Genomic DNA, 18,430 nt, shown 5'->3' on the forward strand with positions numbered 1-18,430 from the left:
CGGCGCGCTCATCCGGAAGGGCCCCTCCCGCCGTGCGGTGAGGGGCCCTTCGGGTGTCCGGGCGGGTGGGCCGGTCAGGCGGAGGAGGTGACGACCGCCGGGCGCCGGGAGGCTATGACCCGCTTGGCCAGGGAGCGGGGGCTGGTGAGGAAGCCCCAGCCCCAGGACATGTGCATGGTGGCCAGGGCCACCGGGATGCGCAGCCGGGCGCGCAGCGGCAGGCCCTTGCCCGCGGGCAGCGAACCGGCGGCGATGGCCGCGAGATAGCCGCCCGGGACCACCAGGGCCCAGGGGGTCACGGCGGCGCCCGCCACGATCCCGGCCGCGATGGCGCACACGGCGGTCGGCGGGGCGAGATAGCGCAGGTTGATGGAGCCCTCGTGGTAGCGGGCGACGACGTGCCGCCAACGGCCGTAGTCCTTGTACTGCTTGGCGAGCGCCTTCATGTTCGGCCGGGGGCGGTAGGAGACCCGCAGCTCGGGCGAGAACCAGATCAGGCCGCCCGCCTCGCGGATGCGGAAGTTCAGCTCCCAGTCCTGGGCGCGGATGAACTCCTCGTTGTAGCCGCCCTGTTGCTCCAGCGCCTCGCGGCGGAAGACGCCCAGGTAGACCGTCTCGGCGGGGGCGGCCTGGCCGCCGGTGTGGAAGGCCGCGTTGCCGACGCCGATCTTCGAGGTCATCGCGGCGGCGACCGCGTGCTCCCACGCGTTCTCGCCCTCGGCGTGCATGATGCCGCCCACGTTCTGCGCGCCGGTCTCCTCCAGGAGCCGTACCGCCGTGGCGATGTAGTTCGGCGAGAGCATGCCGTGGCCGTCGACGCGGACGACGATCGGATGGCGGGAGGCCTTGATCGCGGCGTTGAGGGCGGCGGGGGTGCGGCCGGTGGGGTTCGGGACCGTGTGCACGCGGGGGTCGTCGCGGACGAGCTGGGCGGCGATCTCGTCCGTGCGGTCCGTGGACGGACCCAGGGCGATCACGACCTCCATCTCGCCGTCGTACTCCTGCGCGAGGATCGCTTCGACGGCCCCGCGCAGATGCCGCTCCTCATCGAGGACGGGCATGATCACAGAAACGGCGGGGAACCGCACGTCGGAGTTGGCGTTCATCGGTGCTCACGTTACCGCGAACGGGGGACACCGGTGCGCGCCGCGGGGGCCGCTGCACCGGTCAGCAGATCGTATGGGCCTACGGTGCTCACGGTGTCCACCCACGCCATCCGCGGAGGTGCCCCCCATGTCCACCACGTCGCCCCGGCCGCCCAGGCCGCCCGCGCCACCGCGACGCGGGCCGCGGCAGGCCGCCGCACCCGTACGGGCGGCCCGCATGCCGTACGCGCCGCCGCCGCGCCGCAGACCGCGCTGGGCCATGCGGGCGGCGACCACGCTCTCCGTGGTGGTGCTCGCCTCCGCCGGGATCGGGCACGCGGTGGTCTCCAGCCTGGACGCCGACATCACCCGGATCGATCCCTTCCGGGACATGAAGAACCGGCCGCCGACGGGCCACGGCATGAACGTGCTGCTGGTCGGCACCGACGGCCGGGACCGGATCAGCGAGCAGGAGCGGCAGCGCTACCGGCTGGGCGGCCAGCCCTGCCACTGCACCGACACCATGATGATCGTGCATCTGTCCCAGGACCGGGAGCGGGCCAGCGTCGTCAGCCTGCCCCGCGACTCCTACGTCGATCTGCCCGCCCACCTCGACCGCAACACCGGCAGACAGCACCCGCCGCACCCGGTCAAGCTGAACGCGGCCTACGCCGAGGGCGGTCCGGCCCTGACCGTGAGCACGGTCGAGAGCATGACCCGGCTGAAGATCGACCACTATCTGGAGGTCGACTTCACCGCCTTCATGCGGACCGTGGACGTCCTCGGCGGCGTCCAGATCTGCACGGCCGTCCCGATGAAGGACACCTACACCGGGCTGGACCTGGCCGCCGGCGTGCACACCCTCACCGGCGGGCAGGCCCTCCAGTACGTCCGCTCCCGGCATGTCGACGGGGCCAGCGACTTCGGGCGGATGAAGCGGCAGCAGCTCTTCCTGGCCGCCCTGATCGAGCGGGCGACCTCCTCGCGGGTGCTGCTGAACCCCATGAAGTTCCGGGACGTCACCCGGGCCGTGCTCGGCTCGGTCCGCGCCGACCAGGGCTTCCACACCGACGAGCTGCTCGACCTGGGCCGGGCGATGCGGAGCTTCTCGCCCTCGTCCTCGGAGTTCACCACCGTGCCGGTCGCCCAGGCGTCCTTCCCCGTCAAGGGGCTCGGCTCGACCGTGAAGTGGGACCCGGCGCAGGCGGACCGGCTGTTCCGCACCCTGCGCGACGACCGGCCGCTGGCCGCGCGCAGGCCGGCCCGCAGGCCCGATGCGGCCACGGCCGTGGAGATCCCGCCGCAGCGGATCCGGGTCCAGGTGGAGAACGGCACCGACACGGCGGGACTGGCCCGCCGGGTGGACACCGCGCTGGCCGCCGCCGGGTTCGCCACCACCAAGGCACCCGTGGACGCCAGACAGCGCGGGGTGACGCGGACGCTCGTGTTCTACGACCCCCGCTGGGACCGCTCGGCCCGGTCGCTGGCCGCCGCGCTGCCCGGCAGCGAGCTGCGGGCCGTGCCGGGACAGGGCGCCACGCTGCGGGTCGTCGCCGGGAGCGGCTTCCGGCAGGTGCGCCAGGTGCGGGTGCGGACGGTGGCGCAGGACAGCACCGAAGTGGTGCGCGGCGACCAGGTGGCGTGCGACTGAGATCACACCCGGCGCGGGCGGCCGGGGCGCGGACTCAGTCCTGGTACCCCTGCGCGGCCCGCTGCTCGCGCAGCTCCATGATGGCGCGGCGGCGGGCCAGGCGGTGGGTGCGCCGGATCTGCGCCTCCTGGTAGCGGCGCTTGTCCCGCTCGGTCTCGGGGAGCACCGGCGGCACCGCGCGGGGCTTGCCGTCGGCGTCCACGGCGGCGAAGACCAGATAGGCGGAGCCGACCTGGGTGGCCGGGGCGGACTCGTTCCAGCGCTCGGCGAGCACCCGGACGCCGACCTCCATGGAGGTCCGGCCGGTCCAGTTGACCTGGGCTTTCACATGGACGAGGTCACCGACGCGGACCGGTTCGAGGAACGCCATCTCGTCCATGGAGGCGGTGACGGCGGGCCCGCCGCTGTGCCGTCCGGCCACCGCGCCCGCGGCGTCGTCGACCAGCTTCATGATCACCCCGCCGTGCACCGTACCCAGCAGGTTGGTGTCGCTGTGGGTCATGATGTGGCTGAGGGTGGTCCGGGACGCCGAGGTCGGCTTGCCCGGTATCTCCGGATGTCCGGATTCCGCGGCGGGGGCCTGATCTGTCATGGGCCCCACCTTATGCCGCACCTTGTGCCGCGCCGGGATCCGGCGAATTTGTGTCAGCTTGGCAACAGCCCTGACCTTATTTTCCGACGGCCCTTGTGGGGCACACCCCGGGGCCCGGCACACTGGGCCACATGAATGATTGGCCCGAGGGGTTCTCCGGCGGCGACGACCGCGGATCCCGGTACGGACGCGGCAGCGCCGGAGCGCAGCCGGAGGGCGCGCGCGTGATGCGCCAGGTGCGGCGCGGCGGCCCCGCGGGCCCGCCCGGACAGCGCGGCCCCGGCCCCGCGGCGCCGCCCTACGGCGTGCCGCAGCAGCCGTCGTACGTCGACGGCGGTCAGGGCCCGGCCTACGACGACGGCCAGGGCTACGACAGCGGCTACAACACCGGACAGGTCTACGGTTCGCCGGGCGGGCCCGGCGGCCCGGCCGGGCCGGGCGACGGCCGCACCCGCGGTCCGCGGCCCGCGCCGAACTGGCGGCGCCGCATCAAGTGGACCGCGATCACCCTGGTCACGCTGGTGGTGGTCACGTCGGTGGCCACGTACTTCTGGGCCGACTCCAAGCTCCACCGCGATGTCGACCTGTCCAAGGTCATCGACCGGCCGGAGGGCGGCAAGGGCACCAACTACCTGATCGTCGGCTCGGACAGCCGCGACGGGCTGTCCGACGCGGACAAGAAGAAGCTGCACACCGGCTCCGCCGAGGGCAAGCGCACCGACTCGATGATGATCCTGCACGTCGGGGACAACGGCGACACGCTGATCTCCCTGCCGCGCGACTCCAACGTCGAGATCCCGACCTTCAAGGGCTCGGACTCCGGCAAGATGTACCCGGCCTCGGGCGCGACCAAGCTGAACGCGGCCTACGCCAAGGACGGCCCGACGCTGCTGGTGCGCACCATCGAGTACAACACCGGCCTGCGCATCGACCACTACGTGGAGATAGGCTTCGCCGGCTTCGCGAACATCGTGGACTCGGTCGGCGGGGTCGAGATGACCATCGACAAGCCGTTCAAGGACAAGTGGTCCGGCGCCGACTTCCAGGCGGGCAAGCAGAAGCTGGACGGGCAGCAGGCGCTGGCCTTCGTCCGCACCCGGCACGCCTTCGCCGCCTCCGACCTCCAGCGCACCAAGAACCAGCAGAAGTTCCTGTCCGCGCTGGCCCACGAGGTCGCCACCCCGACGACGGTCCTCAACCCGTTCACGTTCTACCCGACGATGAGCGCCGGTCTCGACTCCCTCATCGTCGACAAGGACATGAGCCTGTGGGACCTGGCGTCCATGTTCTGGGCGATGAAGGGTGTCAGCGGCGGCGACGGCACCTCCATGAACATGCCGATCTCCGGTTCCGTCGGCGGCAACCTCGTCTGGGACAAGGCGAAGGTCAAGACGCTGGTGGAGCAGCTGAAGAACGACGAGAAGGTGACCGCCACCGGCGACTGACCGGACGGCACCCGGCAGCGGGACCCCGCGGCACCGGGCCGCGGGGTCCCGCTGTTCCCGTCGGACGGATCACATCCGGGTGCTCATGGCGCGACACGTCTCCGCGCAGCGGCGACACGCCTCGGCGCAGCGCATCATCATCTGGTCGTCCGGCATGGTCATGCACGCCTCGGCGCACATGTCGCAGGCCTTGGCGCACATCTCGCACATCTCGCCCGCCATGGGCGAACGGCGCATCATCATGTCCGCGCACATCCGGGTCGTCTCGGAGCAGTCCATGAGCGCGCGCATGACCTGCATCTGCGCCTGGCCGCCCTGCTGCATGCAGGAGCTCATGGCCTCCTCGCAGGCGGTGTGGCAGCTCATGCAGGCGTTGACGCAGTCCTGCATCTCCTTGCTCATGGCGGTCATCGTGCCGGGCTGGGTGTGGGTCATGGCTCCTCCTGGAGACCGAAGGGGCCCCGGGGCGGGCCCCGTGCCCTTCCGTCGTACGCCCGGCCGCCGCCGTCCGCCATCCGGCGCAGTCGCGGGCGCGCTACGCCCGTCCGGATGACGGCCGGGGCCGGGCGGCGGGCCGTCCCCTCACGGCTTGCTCAGGGCTTGCGGCCCACGCCCGCGAAGTGGGTGACCTCGGCGGCCTCCCCGTCCCCGGCCCCGGGCCGCCAGCGGGAGCAGGAGACGATGCCGGGCTCCAGCAGCTCGACGCCCTCGAAGAGCCGCTCCAGGTCGGCCCGGCCGCGCAGGGTCATGGGGGCCGAGCCCTGGCCGTTCCAGTACTCCACCGCCCGGGTCATCGCCTCGCCGTCCACCTCGGTGGTGGGGTGCGAGACGACCAGGTGGCTGCCGGAGGGCAGGGCCGCCAGCAGCCGCCGCACGACGGAGACGGCCTCGTCGGTGTCCAGGACGAAGTTCAGGATGCCGAGCATGGTGACGGCGACCGGCCGGCCGAGGTCCAGGGTCGCGGCGGCCTTGCGCAGGATGGCCTCCGGGTCGTGCACGTCCGCGTCGACGTAGTCGGTGGCGCCCTCGCGGGTGCTGGTGAGCAGGGCGCTCGCGTGGGCCAGGACGAGCGGGTCGTTGTCGACGTAGACGATCCGCGCCTCGGGGGCGGCCCGCTGGGCGACCTCGTGGGTGTTGTCGGCGGTCGGCAGCCCGGTGCCGATGTCCAGGAACTGCCGGATGCCCACGTCTTCGGCGAGGTGGCGCACCGCGCGGGCCAGGAAGCGCCGGTCCGCGACCGCCGAGCGGGGCAGCTGGGGCACGAACGAGAGGATCCGCTCGCCGACCTCCTGGTCCACCGGGTAGTTGTCCCGGCCGCCCAGCCAGTAGTTCCAGATCCGGGCCGAGTGCGACACGTCGCTCCGCAGCCGGGCCGTGCGCGCGACTGTCTCGTCGTGCGTCGCGGAAAGGTCGGACATGGTGCCGGGCCCCCTTCGGGCGGAACGGTTCAGCCGGGCCCAACGTAGTGCCAAGTCCCCTCCGGGACAGGCCGCTCGGCCAACTTCCTTGCCCCGGAAAGCCGTCGCCCCCCGTCCGGGCGGACGGGGGGCGACGGCAGCGGTGTGCGTACGGGCGGTTACGGCAGGTTACGGGCCATCACGATCCGCTGGACCTGGTTCGTGCCCTCATAAATCTGGGTGATCTTGGCGTCGCGCATCATGCGCTCCACCGGGTAGTCACGGGTGTAGCCGTAGCCGCCGAGGAGCTGGACGGCGTCGGTGGTGACCTCCATGGCGATGTCGGAGGCGAAGCACTTGGCGGCGGCGCCCTGGTAGGTCAGGTCGGTGTCGACCCGCTCGGAGGCGGCGGCGGCCTGGTAGGTCAGGGCGCGGGCCGCAGAGACCTTCATGGCCATGTCGGCGAGCATGAACTGGATGCCCTGGAAGTCGGCGATCGGCTTGCCGAACTGCTTGCGCTCCTTGACGTAGCCCTTGGCGTAGTCGAGGGCGCCCTGGGCGATGCCGAGGGCCTGGGCGGCGATGGTGATGCGGGTGTGGTCGAGGGTCTTCATCGCGGTGGCGAAGCCGGTGCCCTCGGCGCCGATCATGCGGTCGGCGGGGATGCGCACGTTGTCGAGGTAGACCTCGCGGGTCGGGGAGCCCTTGATGCCGAGCTTCTTCTCCGGGGCGCCGAAGGAGACGCCCTCGTCGGACTTCTCGACGACGAAGGCGGAGATGCCCTTGGAGCGCTTCTCCGGGTCGGTCACGGCCATCACCGTGTAGAAGTCGGAGACGCCCGCGTTGGTGATCCAGCGCTTGACGCCGTTGAGCACGTAGTGGTCGCCGTCGCGGACCGCCTTCGTCCTCATGCCGGCCGCGTCCGAGCCCGCGTCCGGCTCGGAGAGGCAGTACGAGAACATCGCGTCGCCCTTGGCGAGCGGGCCCAGGTACTTCTTCTTCAGCTCCTCGGAGCCGGAGAGGATCACCGGGAGCGAGCCCAGCTTGTTCACGGCGGGGATCAGGGAGGAGGACGCGCAGACGCGGGCCACCTCCTCGATCACGATGACGGTGGCGAGGGCGTCCGCGCCCGCGCCGCCGTAGCTCTCCGGGACGTGCACGGCGTGCAGGTCGTTCGCGACCAGGGCGTCGAGGGCCTCCTGCGGGAAGCGGGCCTCCTCGTCCACCGCGGCGGCGTACGGCGCGATCTTCGCCTCGGCCAGCGAGCGGACGGCGTCGCGGAGCATGTCGTGCTCCTCGGACGGGCGGTACAGGTCGAAGTCAGCCGATCCGGCCAAGGTCTCTCACGCTCCAAAGACGACCAGTGATGAACAGGTGATGACGAGCGGCGATGCTAATTACCGTTAAGTAACTCGAATTTTAGGGGCCTGCTCACGTGAGCGGTACGTGAGCTTGGCGACAACGGGTGACTGTGGGGACATTGCCCCGCGCGGGCCGCTCGCACGCCCCCGATATGCTCGGGCAGCGCTTCCCCGTCGTCCCTCCTGGAGCATCCATGAGCCTGAAGATCACCGTGATCGGCACCGGCTATCTCGGCGCCACCCACGCCGCGGCCATGGCCGAGATGGGCTTCGAGGTGCTGGGTCTGGACGTGGTTCCCGAGAAGATCGAGATGCTGCGCCGGGGCGAGGTCCCCCTGTACGAACCCGGTCTGGGGGACCTGCTGCGCCGCCATGTGGCCGGTATCGAGGGTTCCACCGGACGGCTGCGCTTCACCCAGGACTGGGCCGAGGCGGGGGCGTTCGGCGATGTCCACTTCATCTGCGTGAACACCCCGCAGAAGCACGGCGAGTACGCCTGCGACATGTCCTACGTCGACTCCGCGGTCGGCTCGCTCGCCCCCCATCTGACCGGGCCCGCGCTCGTCGTCGGCAAGTCCACGGTGCCGGTGGGCTCGGCCGACCGGCTGGCCCGAACGCTCGCCGCGCTCGCGCCCGCGGGCGAGGACGCCGAGCTGGCCTGGAACCCCGAGTTCCTGCGGGAGGGCTTCGCCGTCCGGGACACCCTGCACCCGGACCGGATCGTGGTGGGCGTGCGCAGCGAGCGGGCCGAGAAGCTGCTGCGCGAGGTGTACGCCACGCCGATAGCCGAGGGCTCCCCCTTCGTGGTCACCGACTTCCCCACCGCCGAGCTGGTGAAGACCTCCGCGAACTCCTTCCTGGCCACCAAGATCTCCTTCATCAACGCCATGGCCGAGGTGTGCGAGGCCGCCGACGGCGATGTCGCCAAGCTCGCCGAGGCCATCGGGTACGACGACCGGATCGGCCGGAAGTTCCTGCGCGCCGGGATCGGCTTCGGCGGCGGCTGCCTGCCCAAGGACATCCGCGCCTTCATGGCGCGCGCCGGTGAGCTGGGCGCCGACCAGGCGCTGACCTTCCTGCGCGAGATCGACTCGATCAACATGCGCCAGCGCGGGCGGATGGTCGAGCTGACCCGGCAGGCGCTGGGCGGCGGGCCGTTCCTCGGCAAGCGGATCGCGGTGCTGGGCGCCACCTTCAAGCCCGACTCGGACGACGTACGGGACTCCCCCGCGCTCAATGTCGCCGGCCAGATCCACCTCCAGGGCGGCCAGGTGACCGTCTACGACCCCAAGGGCATGGACAACGCGCGCCGCCTCTTCCCGACGCTCGGCTACGCCGGCTCGGCGCTGGAGGCGGTGCGCGGCGCCGACGCCGTGCTGCACCTGACCGAGTGGCAGGAGTTCCGCGAGCTGGACCCGGCCGAGCTGGGCGAGGCCGCCGCCGTCCGGCTCGTCCTGGACGGCCGCAACGCGCTCGACGCGGAGCTGTGGCGGCGGGCGGGGTGGACGTACCGGGCGATGGGCCGCCCGACGGCCTGAACCGCGGTCCGCGGCGCTCCCGGAAGCGCGCCCGGGGGCACAGGCACGCGCGGGCGGCGCCGGTTCGGCCGAGGCTCAGTCGGCCGAACCGGCGCCTTCCGGCATTCTCGCACCACCGGACGGGTGTTCAGGCTTCCCTGGCGCGGTACCGGCGCATCTTCGCGCGCGCCCCGCACACCTGCATCGAGCACCAGCGGCGGCGGCCGGCCGGGCTGCGGTCGTAGTACGCCCAGTGGCAGGTGCCGGCCTCGCACGCCTTCAGCCGGGTCCAGGTGCCCGCGACCAGCGCCTCGGCCACGGCGGCGGCGACCCGGGAGAGCAGCGGTCCGCCGTCGGCGGGCGTCAGGGCGGCGGCGCCGTCCCGCGCGTCGACGGCCACCACCAGCGGGGCCCGCGCCAGCAGCTCGCCGAGCGGGGTCACCCGGCCGTGCGGGGCATGGCCGGCGTGCGCGAGCAGGGCGGCGCGCAGCGACTCGCGCAGCTCGCGTGCCCGGGGCAGGTCCGCCTCGGTGATCCCGAAGCGCTCCAGGTTGTCCGCCGTGCCGAGCGAGTCCGCTGTCGTCTCGATGTCCAGGGTGTTGACCAGGGACTCGATCAGCGCCAGGCCGCCGGGCGCGGACGATCTGTCACTCATGGCAGTGACGGTACCGCGTAAAGAGGTTGCGCCGTTACCGGAGATCGGCAAGCATGCAGTAACGGTTACTGGTTACCCGCTCTTACAGGTAACTACCACCTTCACCAGGAGGAAGTCATGGCTCTCGCCAAGCTGGGTGTCGTCGTACTGGACTGTCCCGACCCGCGCGCGCTCGCCGGTTTCTACGCCGAGGTGCTCCGCGGGACCGTCGAGGGCGAGGGCGAGTGGGTGGACCTGAAGGTGCCGGGCGGGGTGGCGCTCGCCTTCCAGCGGGCGCCCGGCTGGGTCCCGCCGAAGTGGCCCGCGGCGGACGCCTCGCAGCAGTTCCATCTGGACCTGGAGGTCGAGGATCTGGACACGGCCGAGCAGGGCGTCCTCGCCCTGGGCGCGAAGCCGCTGGCCCACCCGGACGGCAGGGGCTTCCGGGTCTACGCCGACCCGGCCGGGCACCCGTTCTGCCTCTGCGCCTGCTGAGGCCGGGGCGGCGGGCGGAGGCACCTGGGACCCGGGTGTTCCGGTGCGCCGCCGCGCCGGTGGCGGGCGGGAGGGCGGCCGCACCGCCGTCCCGCCCGCCACCGGTGTCTCAGCCGTCCAGCTCCCCGATGGTCGCGTTCGACGGGGTGCGACTGGCCCGCAGGTCGCGGGCGACGTCCTCGGCGGCGCCCAGGACGCGTACCGCGTTCTGCCAGGTCAGCTTGGCCAGGTCGGTCCGCGACCAGCCGCGCTCCAGCAGTTCGGCGATGAGGCGGGGATAGCCGGAGACGTCGTCCAGGCCGTCCGGGGTGAAGGCCGTGCCGTCGTAGTCGCCGCCGATGCCGAGGTGGTCGATGCCGGCCGCCTCGCGCATGTGGTCGAGGTGGTCGGCGACGGTGGCCGCGGTGGCGACCGGGCGCGGGTGGGACGCCTCGAAGGCCCGGTGGACCTTCATGCCCTCCTCGGTGGTGTCGAGGTGGTGCAGGCCGTGCGCGCGCATGTTCTCGTCCGCGGCGGCCGTCCAGTCGACGGCGGCCTGGAGGACGAACTTCGGCACGAAGGTGACCATGGCCATGCCGCCATTGGCGGGCAGGCGTTCGAGCACGTCGTCCGGGACGTTGCGCGGATGGTCGCAGACGGCCCGCGCCGAGGAGTGGGAGAAGATCACCGGGGCCGCGGAGGTGTCCAGCGCGTCCCGCATGGTCGTCGCGGCCACATGGGACAGGTCGACCAGCATGCCCAGGCGGTTCATCTCCCGGACCACCTCACGGCCGAAGGCCGACAGGCCGCCCACGCCCGGCTCGTCCGTCGCCGAGTCCGCCCACGCCACGTTGTCGTTGTGGGTGAGGGTCATGTAGCGCACCCCGAGGGCGTACAGACCGCGCAGCGTGCCCAGCGAGTTCGCGATGGAGTGGCCGCCCTCGGCGCCCATCAGGGAGGCGATCCGGCCCTCCGCGCGGGCCGCCTCCATGTCGGCGGCGGTCAGGGCCGGTGCCAGGTGCGCGGGGTAGCGCTCCAGCAACTGCCGTACGCCGTCGATCTGTTCGAGGGTCGCCGGGACCGGGTCGGGCAGGTCCGAGCGGACATACACCGACCAGTACTGCGCGCCGACCCCGCCCGCGCGCAGCCGCGGGATGTCGGTGTGCAGATGGGCGGCCTGGTCCACGGCGATGTCCCGGGCGCCGAGGTCGTAGCGGACCTGCTCGCGCAGGGCCCAGGGCAGGTCGTTGTGGCCGTCGACGACCGGGAACTCGCGCAGCAGTTCGCGGGCCTGCTCCAGCGCGCTCACGGCGGTCACTTCCCCGTGCCGAAGCCGAAACCGGCCGCGCCCTCGACCTTGGCGCGCAGCCGCTTGCCCTTCTCGGTGGCCTGGTCGTTCAGGTCCTGCTGGAACTCCCGCATCCGGGCCTGGAGGTCCTCGTCGTGCGTGGCGAGGATGCGCGCGGCGAGCAGGCCCGCGTTGCGCGCGCCGCCGACCGAGACCGTCGCGACCGGCACCCCGGCCGGCATCTGCACGATGGACAGCAGCGAGTCCATGCCGTCCAGGTACTTCAGCGGCACCGGGACACCGATCACCGGCAGCGGCGTGACCGAGGCGAGCATGCCGGGCAGATGGGCGGCGCCGCCCGCGCCCGCGATGACCGCCTTCAGCCCGCGCTCGGCCGCCTGCTCGCCGTAGGTGATCATCTCGCGGGGCATGCGGTGCGCGGAGACGACGTCGACCTCGTAGGAGATCTCGAACTCGTCGAGCGCCTTCGCGGCGGCCTCCATGACGGGCCAGTCGGAGTCCGAGCCCATGACGATGCCCACCAGAGGGAAGGGGCGCGCGTCAGCGCTCGTCGAGGGGCGGTGGTCGGGCGACGGGTGGGCTGGGCTCATTCGGTGATCGTGCCTCTCAGGTAGCCGGCTGCGTGACGGGCGCGCTCCAGCACGTCGTCCAGGTCGTCGCCGTAGGTGTTGACGTGTCCGACCTTGCGGCCGGGCTTCACGTCCTTGCCGTACATGTGGATCTTCAGCTGGGGGTCGCGGGCCATGCAGTGCAGGTACGCGGAGTACATGTCCGGGTAGTCGCCGCCGAGGACGTTCGCCATGACCGTCCACCTCGCGCGCGGGCGCGGGTCGCCCAGCGGCAGGTCCAGCACGGCGCGGACGTGGTTGGCGAACTGCGAGGTGATCGCGCCGTCCATCGACCAGTGGCCCGAGTTGTGCGGGCGCATCGCCAGCTCGTTGACGAGGACGCGGCCGTCGCGGGTCTGGAACAGCTCGACGGCGAGGTGGCCGACGACGTCCAGTTCCTTGGCGATGCGCAGGGCCATCTCCTCGGCCCGGAGCGCGAGGGACTCCGCCAGGTCCGGGGCCGGTGCGATCACCGTGTCGCACACGCCGTTCACCTGCCGGGACTCGACCACCGGGTAGGCCACGGCCTGGCCGTGCGGGGAGCGCACCACGTTGGCCGCCAGCTCCCGGACGAAGTCGACCTTCTCCTCGGCGAGCACGGGCACGCCCGCGCGGAACGGCTCGGCGGCCTCCGCGGCGGAGTCCACCACCCACACGCCCTTGCCGTCGTACCCGCCGCGCACGGTCTTCAGGACGACCGGGAAGCCGTCGCCCTCGGCCGCGAAGGCCGCCACGTCGGCCGGGTCGCTCACGATGCGGTGCCGCGGGCAGGGCACGCCGAGCGCGTCGAGCCGAGCGCGCATCACCCCCTTGTCCTGGGCGTGCACCAGCGCCTCGGGGCCGGGACGGACGGGGATGCCGTCCGCCTCCAGGGCCCGCAGATGCTCGGTGGGCACATGTTCGTGATCGAAGGTGATCACGTCGCAGCCCCGCGCGAAGGCACGCAGCGTCTCCAGATCGCGGTAGTCGCCGATGACGACATCGCTCACGACCTGTGCCGCGGAGTCCTGGGGGGTGTCACTGAGAAGCTTGAACCTGATGCCGAGCGGGATGCCCGCCTCGTGTGTCATACGAGCGAGCTGTCCACCGCCGACCATGCCGACTACCGGGAACGTCACGCCCCCAGGGTATCCGCCGCGCCACGGCGGCCGGATTCCGCGCCCGGTGTCCGGATCCCGGGGGTCCCGGGCCGGGCGGCGCGAACCGGCCGCGCTCCCGCCCGGCGCGCGGGCGCCGCCCCGCCGCGCTGGATAGCATGGGCGGGTTGACGACACCGAACCGGGCGGAGGCCTGCACGACCATGGACCGTGGTTCCTCGGGGCACCGACCGGCGCCCGCGGCTCCCCCGGCGGCCCGGGGCGCGCTGCTGCGGCGCGTCCGGCGCGCTTGGCGGGAGGTCGCCAAGTTCGGCGCGGTGGGCGGAGCGGGGCTGCTGGTCAACCTGCTCGTGTTCAACCTCGTCCGGCACACCACCGGTCTCCAGGTGGTGCGGGCGAGCGTGATCGCCACCATCGTGTCGATCGTCTTCAACTACATCGGCTTCCGGTACTTCACCTACCGGGACCGGGACAAGAGCGGCCGCACCAAGGAACTCACCCTGTTCCTGCTGTTCAGCGCGATCGGCCTGGTCATCGAGAACGGCGTGCTCTACCTGGCGACGTACGGCTTCGGCTGGGACAGCCCGATCCAGAGCAACGTCTTCAAGTTCCTCGGCATCGGCATCGCCACGCTGTTCCGCTTCTGGTCCTACCGCAGCTGGGTCTTCCGCGCCCTGCCCGCGCACGACACCGCGGCCGGTGCCGGACCGCTGCCGGGCGGGGCGGCGGGCCGGGACGCGGCGGCGGCGCAGGCCCGCAGCGACGCCTACCGCTGATCCCGGGCGCCTGCCGCCGAGTCGTACGCCCGATCCCGTACGCCCCGTACGCCGCGCCCGCCCGGACGGTGCCGCGGCGCCGCTCAGCGCACCGTCGTCTCGTCCTCCGCGGACCGCTGCAACGGGGGTGTGCGGGACAGGAACAGGCCGAAGACCGGGGGCAGGGCCTGGAGGAGTTCCAGCCGGCCGCCGTCCGCCTCGGCCAGGTCGCGGGCGACGGCGAGGCCGATGCCCGTGGAGTTGCGGCCGCTGATGGTGCGCTCGAAGATCCGGGCGCCCAGGTCGGCGGGGACCCCGGGGCCCTCGTCGGTGACCTCCACGACCGCCTGGTTGCCGGTGACACGGGTGCGCAGGGCCACCGTGCCGCCGCCGTGCATGAGCGAGTTCTCGATCAGCGCCGCCAGCACCTGCGCGACCGCGCCCGGTGTCCCCACGGCCCGCAGATGCCGCTTGCCCGAGCTGACGATCGCCCGGCCCGCGCTGCGGTAGGCGGGACGCCACTCGGCGATCTGCTGCTGGATGACCTCGTCCAGGTCGAAGGTGACGGCCGAGCCGGTGCGCGGGTCGCGGGAGTTGGTCAGCAGGCGCTCCACCACGTCGGTCAGCCGCTCGACCTGGGTGAGCGCGACGTTCGCCTCCTCCTTGACCGTGTCCGGGTCGTCGGTGAGGGTGATCTCCTCCAGCCGCATGGACAGCGCGGTCAGCGGGGTGCGCAACTGGTGGGAGGCGTCGGCGGCCAGGCGTCGTTCCGCGGTCAGCATCCGGGCGATGCGCTCGGCGGAACCGTCCAGCACATCGGCCACCCGGTCCAGCTCGGGCACGCCGTAGCGCTTGTGGCGGGGCCGGGGGTCGCCGGAGCCCAGCCGCTCGGCGGTCTCGGCGAGGTCGGTCAGCGGGGAGGCGAGCCGGTTGGCCTGGCGGATCGCCAGCAGTACGGCGGCGACCACCGCGAGCAGCGCCACCAGCCCGATGATCAGCAGGGTGCGGCCGACCTCGCGGGTGACCGAGGAGCGGGGCTCCTCCATCCGCACGCTCTCGCCCTGCTCGCCCCGGGCGGTGGAGTGGATGACGTCACCGGAGGGCTTGGTGCCCACCTCGATGGGCGGATGCCCGGGAATGCCGATCACCGCGTACTGGCCCGCGGCCACCTGGTCGCCGAGGATCTCCGCGTTGACGGTCTCCGCGCCCAGCAGTCTGCTGTCGACGATGCTGGCCAGCCGCAGCGCCTCGGAGTCGACGCGCTCCTGCGCGCTGTTGCTGATCGTGCGGGTCTCCACGATCACCAGGGAGACGCCGAAGACGGCGATCACCACGAGCACCACGGCGAGCGTGGACTGGATCAGTCGGCGGCGCATGTCCTCTTACCTGACGGTGCCGGATCGCCCGGCGGTGCCGGACCCTGCCGGGTCCGTACCGCGGGCCGGACTCAGCTCTTCTCGAACCGGAAACCCACCCCGCGCACGGTCGCGATGTACCGGGGGTTGGCCGCGTCGTCGCCGAGCTTCTTGCGCAGCCAGGAGATGTGCATGTCGAGCGTCTTGGTCGACGACCACCAGGTGGTGTCCCAGACCTCGCGCATCAACTGGTCGCGGGTGACGACCCGGCCCGCGTCCCGCACCAGCACCCGCAGCAGGTCGAACTCCTTGGCGGTGAGCTGGAGTTCCTCGTCGCCCATCCAGGCGCGGTGCGACTCGACGTCGATGCGCACGCCGTGCGTGGCCGGGGGCTGCTGGGGCTCGGCGGCGCCGCGCCGCAGCAGGGCCCGTACCCGGGCCAGCAGTTCGGCCAGCCGGAAGGGCTTGGTGACGTAGTCGTCGGCGCCCGCGTCCAGGCCGACGACGGTGTCCACCTCGTCGGCGCGCGCGGTCAGGATCAGGATGGGCACGGTGTGGCCCTCGGCACGCAGCCGGCGGGCGACCTCCAGGCCGTCCATACCGGGCAGACCGAGGTCCAGCACGACCAGGTCGACACCGCCCTGCATTCCGGCGTCGAGCGCGGTGGGTCCGTCCTCACGCACCTCGACCTCGTAGCCTTCCCGGCGCAGTGCGCGGGCCAGCGGCTCCGAGATGGACGCGTCGTCCTCGGCGAGCAGTACACGGGTCATGGGGTGATGGTAGTCCGCCCGCGCCGCCCGCCGGGGTGACCTGCGGTGTGATCGGCCTCCGGTGCTCTTACTTTGCGGCGCTATGGTCGCGGCCTTTCCGGCGTCATGGTCACAAACCCTTCACCGCGTCCGCGCCAAGCCGCTGACCTGGGGTGCGAACCTTGAATAAACCTTCGAAAAGGCGTGTGCGGTTCCCTCATTCCCTGTGATCCCTGTCTCAAGTCCTTCCATATCCGGCACTGTCCTGCCGTATGGTGAGTTGAACGCCTGTAGCACGCAGCGGACCTTTGGCGCTCTTTAGACGCTGAGGGTCCCTTTTGTGTGCGGGCCGGTTCTTTCCGGCCTCGAAAAGGAATGACCTAGGGCCGGGCCTCACCGGACGCATCGTCGCGTCGCGAGGCGTGGATCCCGGTGGCCGCCGTCCGAAGCTCCGTGACCCGGGGCACAGTCCCCTGGGCGTGGGGTGGACGACGGCCCTGCCGGTGCCGGCCAGCCCCCCACCGGGCGCGTACCGGCTCGCCGCGGCGCGTCCCGACCAGCAAGGAACGACCATGGCGTCCAGCCTGACGAAGGACTCGGTCCATCCGGGCACCCCCGGTTCCGAGAAGACCTTCTTCGGCCACCCCCGCGGCCTGGCCACCCTCTTCATGACCGAGATGTGGGAGCGCTTCTCCTACTACGGCATGAGGGCCCTGCTCCCGCTGTACCTGGTGGCCCCGGGCGGCCTGCACCTGAGTGCGGCCAGCGCGACCGCGATCTACTCGGTCTACCTGTCCCTCGTGTACCTGCTCGCCATGCCGGGCGGCTGGTTCGCGGACCGGGTCCTCGGCCCCCGCCGGACGGTCGCCGTCGCCGGTACGGTCATCATGCTGGGCCATCTGACGCTGGCCCTGCCCTGGTCCGGCAGCTTCTTCGCCGGCCTCGGCCTCGTCGCCATCGGCTCCGGCCTGCTGAAGGCCAACATCTCCACCATGGTCGGCCACCTCTACAAGGGCGCCGACGACCCGCGCCGCGACGGCGGCTTCACGATCTTCTACATCGGGATCAACCTCGGCGCCTTCGCCGCCCCGCTGATCATCGGCACCATCGGCGAGAACGTGAACTGGCACATCGGCTTCGCGCTCGCCGCGCTCGGCATGGCCCTGGGCCTGGCCCAGTTCCTGCTCGGCGCCCGCCATCTGAACCCGCGCTCCGACGTCGTACCGACGCCGCTGTCCGCGCAGGAGAAGTCGTCGCTGCTGCGCAAGTCGGCCCTGTGGGCGGCCGTCGCGGTCGTCTTCTACGCGATCGTCGGCTTCTCCGGCCTCTACACCCTGAACTGGCTGCTGGTGCCGATCACCGTCGCCGGTCTGCTGATCCCGGTCGCGGTCATCGCCCGGATCAAGCGGGACAAGGACCTGGACCGCACCGAGCAGTCGAAGATGACCGCGTACATCTGGTTCTTCGTCGCCGCCGCGGTCTTCTGGATGATCTACGACCAGGGCGGCTCGACCCTGTCGCTGTTCGCCGAGAAGTCCGCCGAGAACAGCGTCCTCGGCTGGCACTTCCCGGTCTCCTGGTACCAGTCGGTCAACCCGGTCCTGATCATGGCGTGCGCGCCGGTCTTCGCCTGGCTGTGGCTGGCGCTGGCCCGGCGCGGCAAGGAGCCGAGCACCGCGGTCAAGTTCACGATGGGCCTGGTGCTGGTCGGCGCCTCCTTCTTCCTCTTCCTCGCCCCGCTGGCCATCGCCGACGGCGGGCACAAGGCGGCGGCGCTGTGGCTGGTGGCGATCTACTTCGTCCAGACCGTCGGTGAGCTGACCCTCTCCCCGGTCGGCCTGTCGGTCACCACGAAGATGGCGCCCGCGAAGTACGCCTCACAGATGATGGGCGTCTGGTTCCTGGCCGTCACCGCGGGCGACGCCACGACCGGTCTGCTCTCCATCGCCGGGGTCGACCTCAACAAGACCGGCATCGTCGCGCTGGAGGCCACGCTCGCGGTGCTCGCCGGTGTCGCGGTGTGGATGTACCGCAAGAAGGTCAAGGAACTCATGGGCGACGTACGCTGACGCCCGCCCGCCGGACCCTCCAGGGCCGCCGCGTCCCCATCGGGGTGCGGCGGCCCTGTGGGTTTCCGGGGCGGGGAGGCGGGGCGCGCGGGGGCGACCGCGGAGCGGGGACGGGTGAGGGCCGTACTGCCCGGCGGGCCGGGCGCGGCGGCCCGCGCGCAAGGCGGGCTCCGGCAGGCACAGATGGACGGAGCGCGCGGACGCAAGCGCGGGGGCGTCTGGACGCGACCGGCGCGGGGGCGGGGGCATCTGGACGCGACTGGGCACGAGGGCGGGGCAGGCGTGCGTGGACACGGCCCGGCGCCGGAATCGGGGCGCGGCGGGCGCGAGGC

17 protein-coding genes are annotated in these 18,430 nt (G+C 72.1%); 6 read left to right on the forward strand and 11 right to left on the reverse strand.

The annotated features are described in order from the left end of the window. Positions 1-74: 74 nt before the first annotated feature. Entirely contained in the window at positions 75-1,106 is a 1,032-nt protein-coding gene (locus ACWDYF_RS12520) for a glycosyltransferase family 2 protein (RefSeq protein WP_389462900.1), read from the reverse strand. Between the two features lie 127 nt (positions 1,107-1,233). Here ACWDYF_RS12520 and ACWDYF_RS12525 point away from each other — a divergent pair, with 127 nt between their 5' ends. Then, on the forward strand, positions 1,234-2,736 hold the full coding sequence (locus ACWDYF_RS12525; RefSeq protein WP_389462901.1) for an LCP family protein: 1,503 nt from the start codon (positions 1,234-1,236) through the stop codon (positions 2,734-2,736). Positions 2,737-2,770: 34 nt separating this feature from the next. Here the strand turns inward: ACWDYF_RS12525 and ACWDYF_RS12530 are convergent, their stop codons facing one another. Beyond that, positions 2,771-3,328, reverse strand: a complete 558-nt coding sequence (locus tag ACWDYF_RS12530; RefSeq protein WP_389462902.1) for an acyl-CoA thioesterase — start codon at positions 3,326-3,328, stop codon at positions 2,771-2,773. Positions 3,329-3,459: 131 nt separating this feature from the next. Here ACWDYF_RS12530 and ACWDYF_RS12535 point away from each other — a divergent pair, with 131 nt between their 5' ends. Continuing rightward, positions 3,460-4,773, forward strand: coding sequence for an LCP family protein (locus tag ACWDYF_RS12535; RefSeq protein WP_389462903.1), 1,314 nt, complete (start codon positions 3,460-3,462; stop codon positions 4,771-4,773). Between the two features lie 69 nt (positions 4,774-4,842). On the opposite strand, the gene ACWDYF_RS12540 is transcribed toward ACWDYF_RS12535, so the two are convergent. From ACWDYF_RS12540 to ACWDYF_RS12550, 3 genes are all read right to left on the reverse strand, one after another. Continuing rightward, on the reverse strand, positions 4,843-5,208 hold the full coding sequence (locus ACWDYF_RS12540; RefSeq protein ID WP_389462904.1) for a four-helix bundle copper-binding protein: 366 nt from the start codon (positions 5,206-5,208) through the stop codon (positions 4,843-4,845). 158 nt (positions 5,209-5,366) lie between these two features. Further along, positions 5,367-6,191: an SAM-dependent methyltransferase gene (locus ACWDYF_RS12545; RefSeq protein ID WP_037895401.1), complete on the reverse strand. Its 825-nt coding sequence runs from the start codon at positions 6,189-6,191 to the stop codon at positions 5,367-5,369. A gap of 158 nt (positions 6,192-6,349) precedes the next feature. Next, on the reverse strand, positions 6,350-7,507 hold the full coding sequence (locus ACWDYF_RS12550; RefSeq protein WP_381737703.1) for an acyl-CoA dehydrogenase: 1,158 nt from the start codon (positions 7,505-7,507) through the stop codon (positions 6,350-6,352). 218 nt (positions 7,508-7,725) lie between these two features. Between ACWDYF_RS12550 and ACWDYF_RS12555 the strand changes: the two genes are divergently transcribed. Then, positions 7,726-9,069, forward strand: a complete 1,344-nt coding sequence (locus ACWDYF_RS12555; RefSeq protein WP_389462905.1) for a UDP-glucose dehydrogenase family protein — start codon at positions 7,726-7,728, stop codon at positions 9,067-9,069. 127 nt (positions 9,070-9,196) lie between these two features. On the opposite strand, the gene ACWDYF_RS12560 is transcribed toward ACWDYF_RS12555, so the two are convergent. Further along, a complete protein-coding gene (locus ACWDYF_RS12560) occupies positions 9,197-9,703 on the reverse strand; it encodes a CGNR zinc finger domain-containing protein (RefSeq protein WP_381737701.1) in 507 nt (168 codons plus the stop codon). A 117-nt stretch (positions 9,704-9,820) separates the two neighbouring features. Here ACWDYF_RS12560 and ACWDYF_RS12565 point away from each other — a divergent pair, with 117 nt between their 5' ends. Then, positions 9,821-10,177 (forward strand): VOC family protein, encoded by a 357-nt coding sequence (locus ACWDYF_RS12565; RefSeq protein WP_389462906.1) that lies wholly within the window; start codon positions 9,821-9,823, stop codon positions 10,175-10,177. A 109-nt stretch (positions 10,178-10,286) separates the two neighbouring features. Here ACWDYF_RS12565 and ACWDYF_RS12570 read toward each other — a convergent pair whose 3' ends face one another. The 3 genes from ACWDYF_RS12570 to ACWDYF_RS12580 are packed head-to-tail and all read right to left on the reverse strand — an operon-like array spanning position 10,287 to position 13,191. Next, positions 10,287-11,474 carry a dipeptidase gene (locus tag ACWDYF_RS12570; protein ID WP_389462907.1) on the reverse strand — a complete coding sequence of 396 codons (1,188 nt, stop codon included), beginning with the start codon at positions 11,472-11,474 and terminating at the stop codon, positions 10,287-10,289. Beyond that, positions 11,471-12,055 (reverse strand): 5-(carboxyamino)imidazole ribonucleotide mutase, encoded by a 585-nt coding sequence (gene purE / locus ACWDYF_RS12575; protein ID WP_381737698.1) that lies wholly within the window; start codon positions 12,053-12,055, stop codon positions 11,471-11,473. The genes ACWDYF_RS12570 and purE overlap by 4 nt, the downstream gene beginning before the upstream one ends. Beyond that, positions 12,052-13,191, reverse strand: coding sequence for a 5-(carboxyamino)imidazole ribonucleotide synthase (locus tag ACWDYF_RS12580; protein WP_389462908.1), 1,140 nt, complete (start codon positions 13,189-13,191; stop codon positions 12,052-12,054). Before ACWDYF_RS12580 ends, purE begins: the two co-directional genes overlap by 4 nt. 182 nt (positions 13,192-13,373) lie before the next feature. Here ACWDYF_RS12580 and ACWDYF_RS12585 point away from each other — a divergent pair, with 182 nt between their 5' ends. Beyond that, on the forward strand, positions 13,374-13,946 hold the full coding sequence (locus ACWDYF_RS12585; protein ID WP_018566972.1) for a GtrA family protein: 573 nt from the start codon (positions 13,374-13,376) through the stop codon (positions 13,944-13,946). Positions 13,947-14,029: 83 nt separating this feature from the next. Here ACWDYF_RS12585 and ACWDYF_RS12590 read toward each other — a convergent pair whose 3' ends face one another. Further along, entirely contained in the window at positions 14,030-15,301 is a 1,272-nt protein-coding gene (locus tag ACWDYF_RS12590) for an ATP-binding protein (protein WP_018566971.1), read from the reverse strand. 71 nt (positions 15,302-15,372) lie between these two features. Further along, a complete protein-coding gene (locus ACWDYF_RS12595; protein WP_018566970.1) occupies positions 15,373-16,050 on the reverse strand; it encodes a response regulator transcription factor in 678 nt (225 codons plus the stop codon). 551 nt (positions 16,051-16,601) lie between these two features. Here ACWDYF_RS12595 and ACWDYF_RS12600 point away from each other — a divergent pair. Next, positions 16,602-18,098 (forward strand): oligopeptide:H+ symporter, encoded by a 1,497-nt coding sequence (locus ACWDYF_RS12600; RefSeq protein WP_381737693.1) that lies wholly within the window; start codon positions 16,602-16,604, stop codon positions 18,096-18,098. Positions 18,099-18,430: the final 332 nt, after the last annotated feature.

This window comes from Streptomyces sp. NPDC003284, from assembly GCF_053589675.1.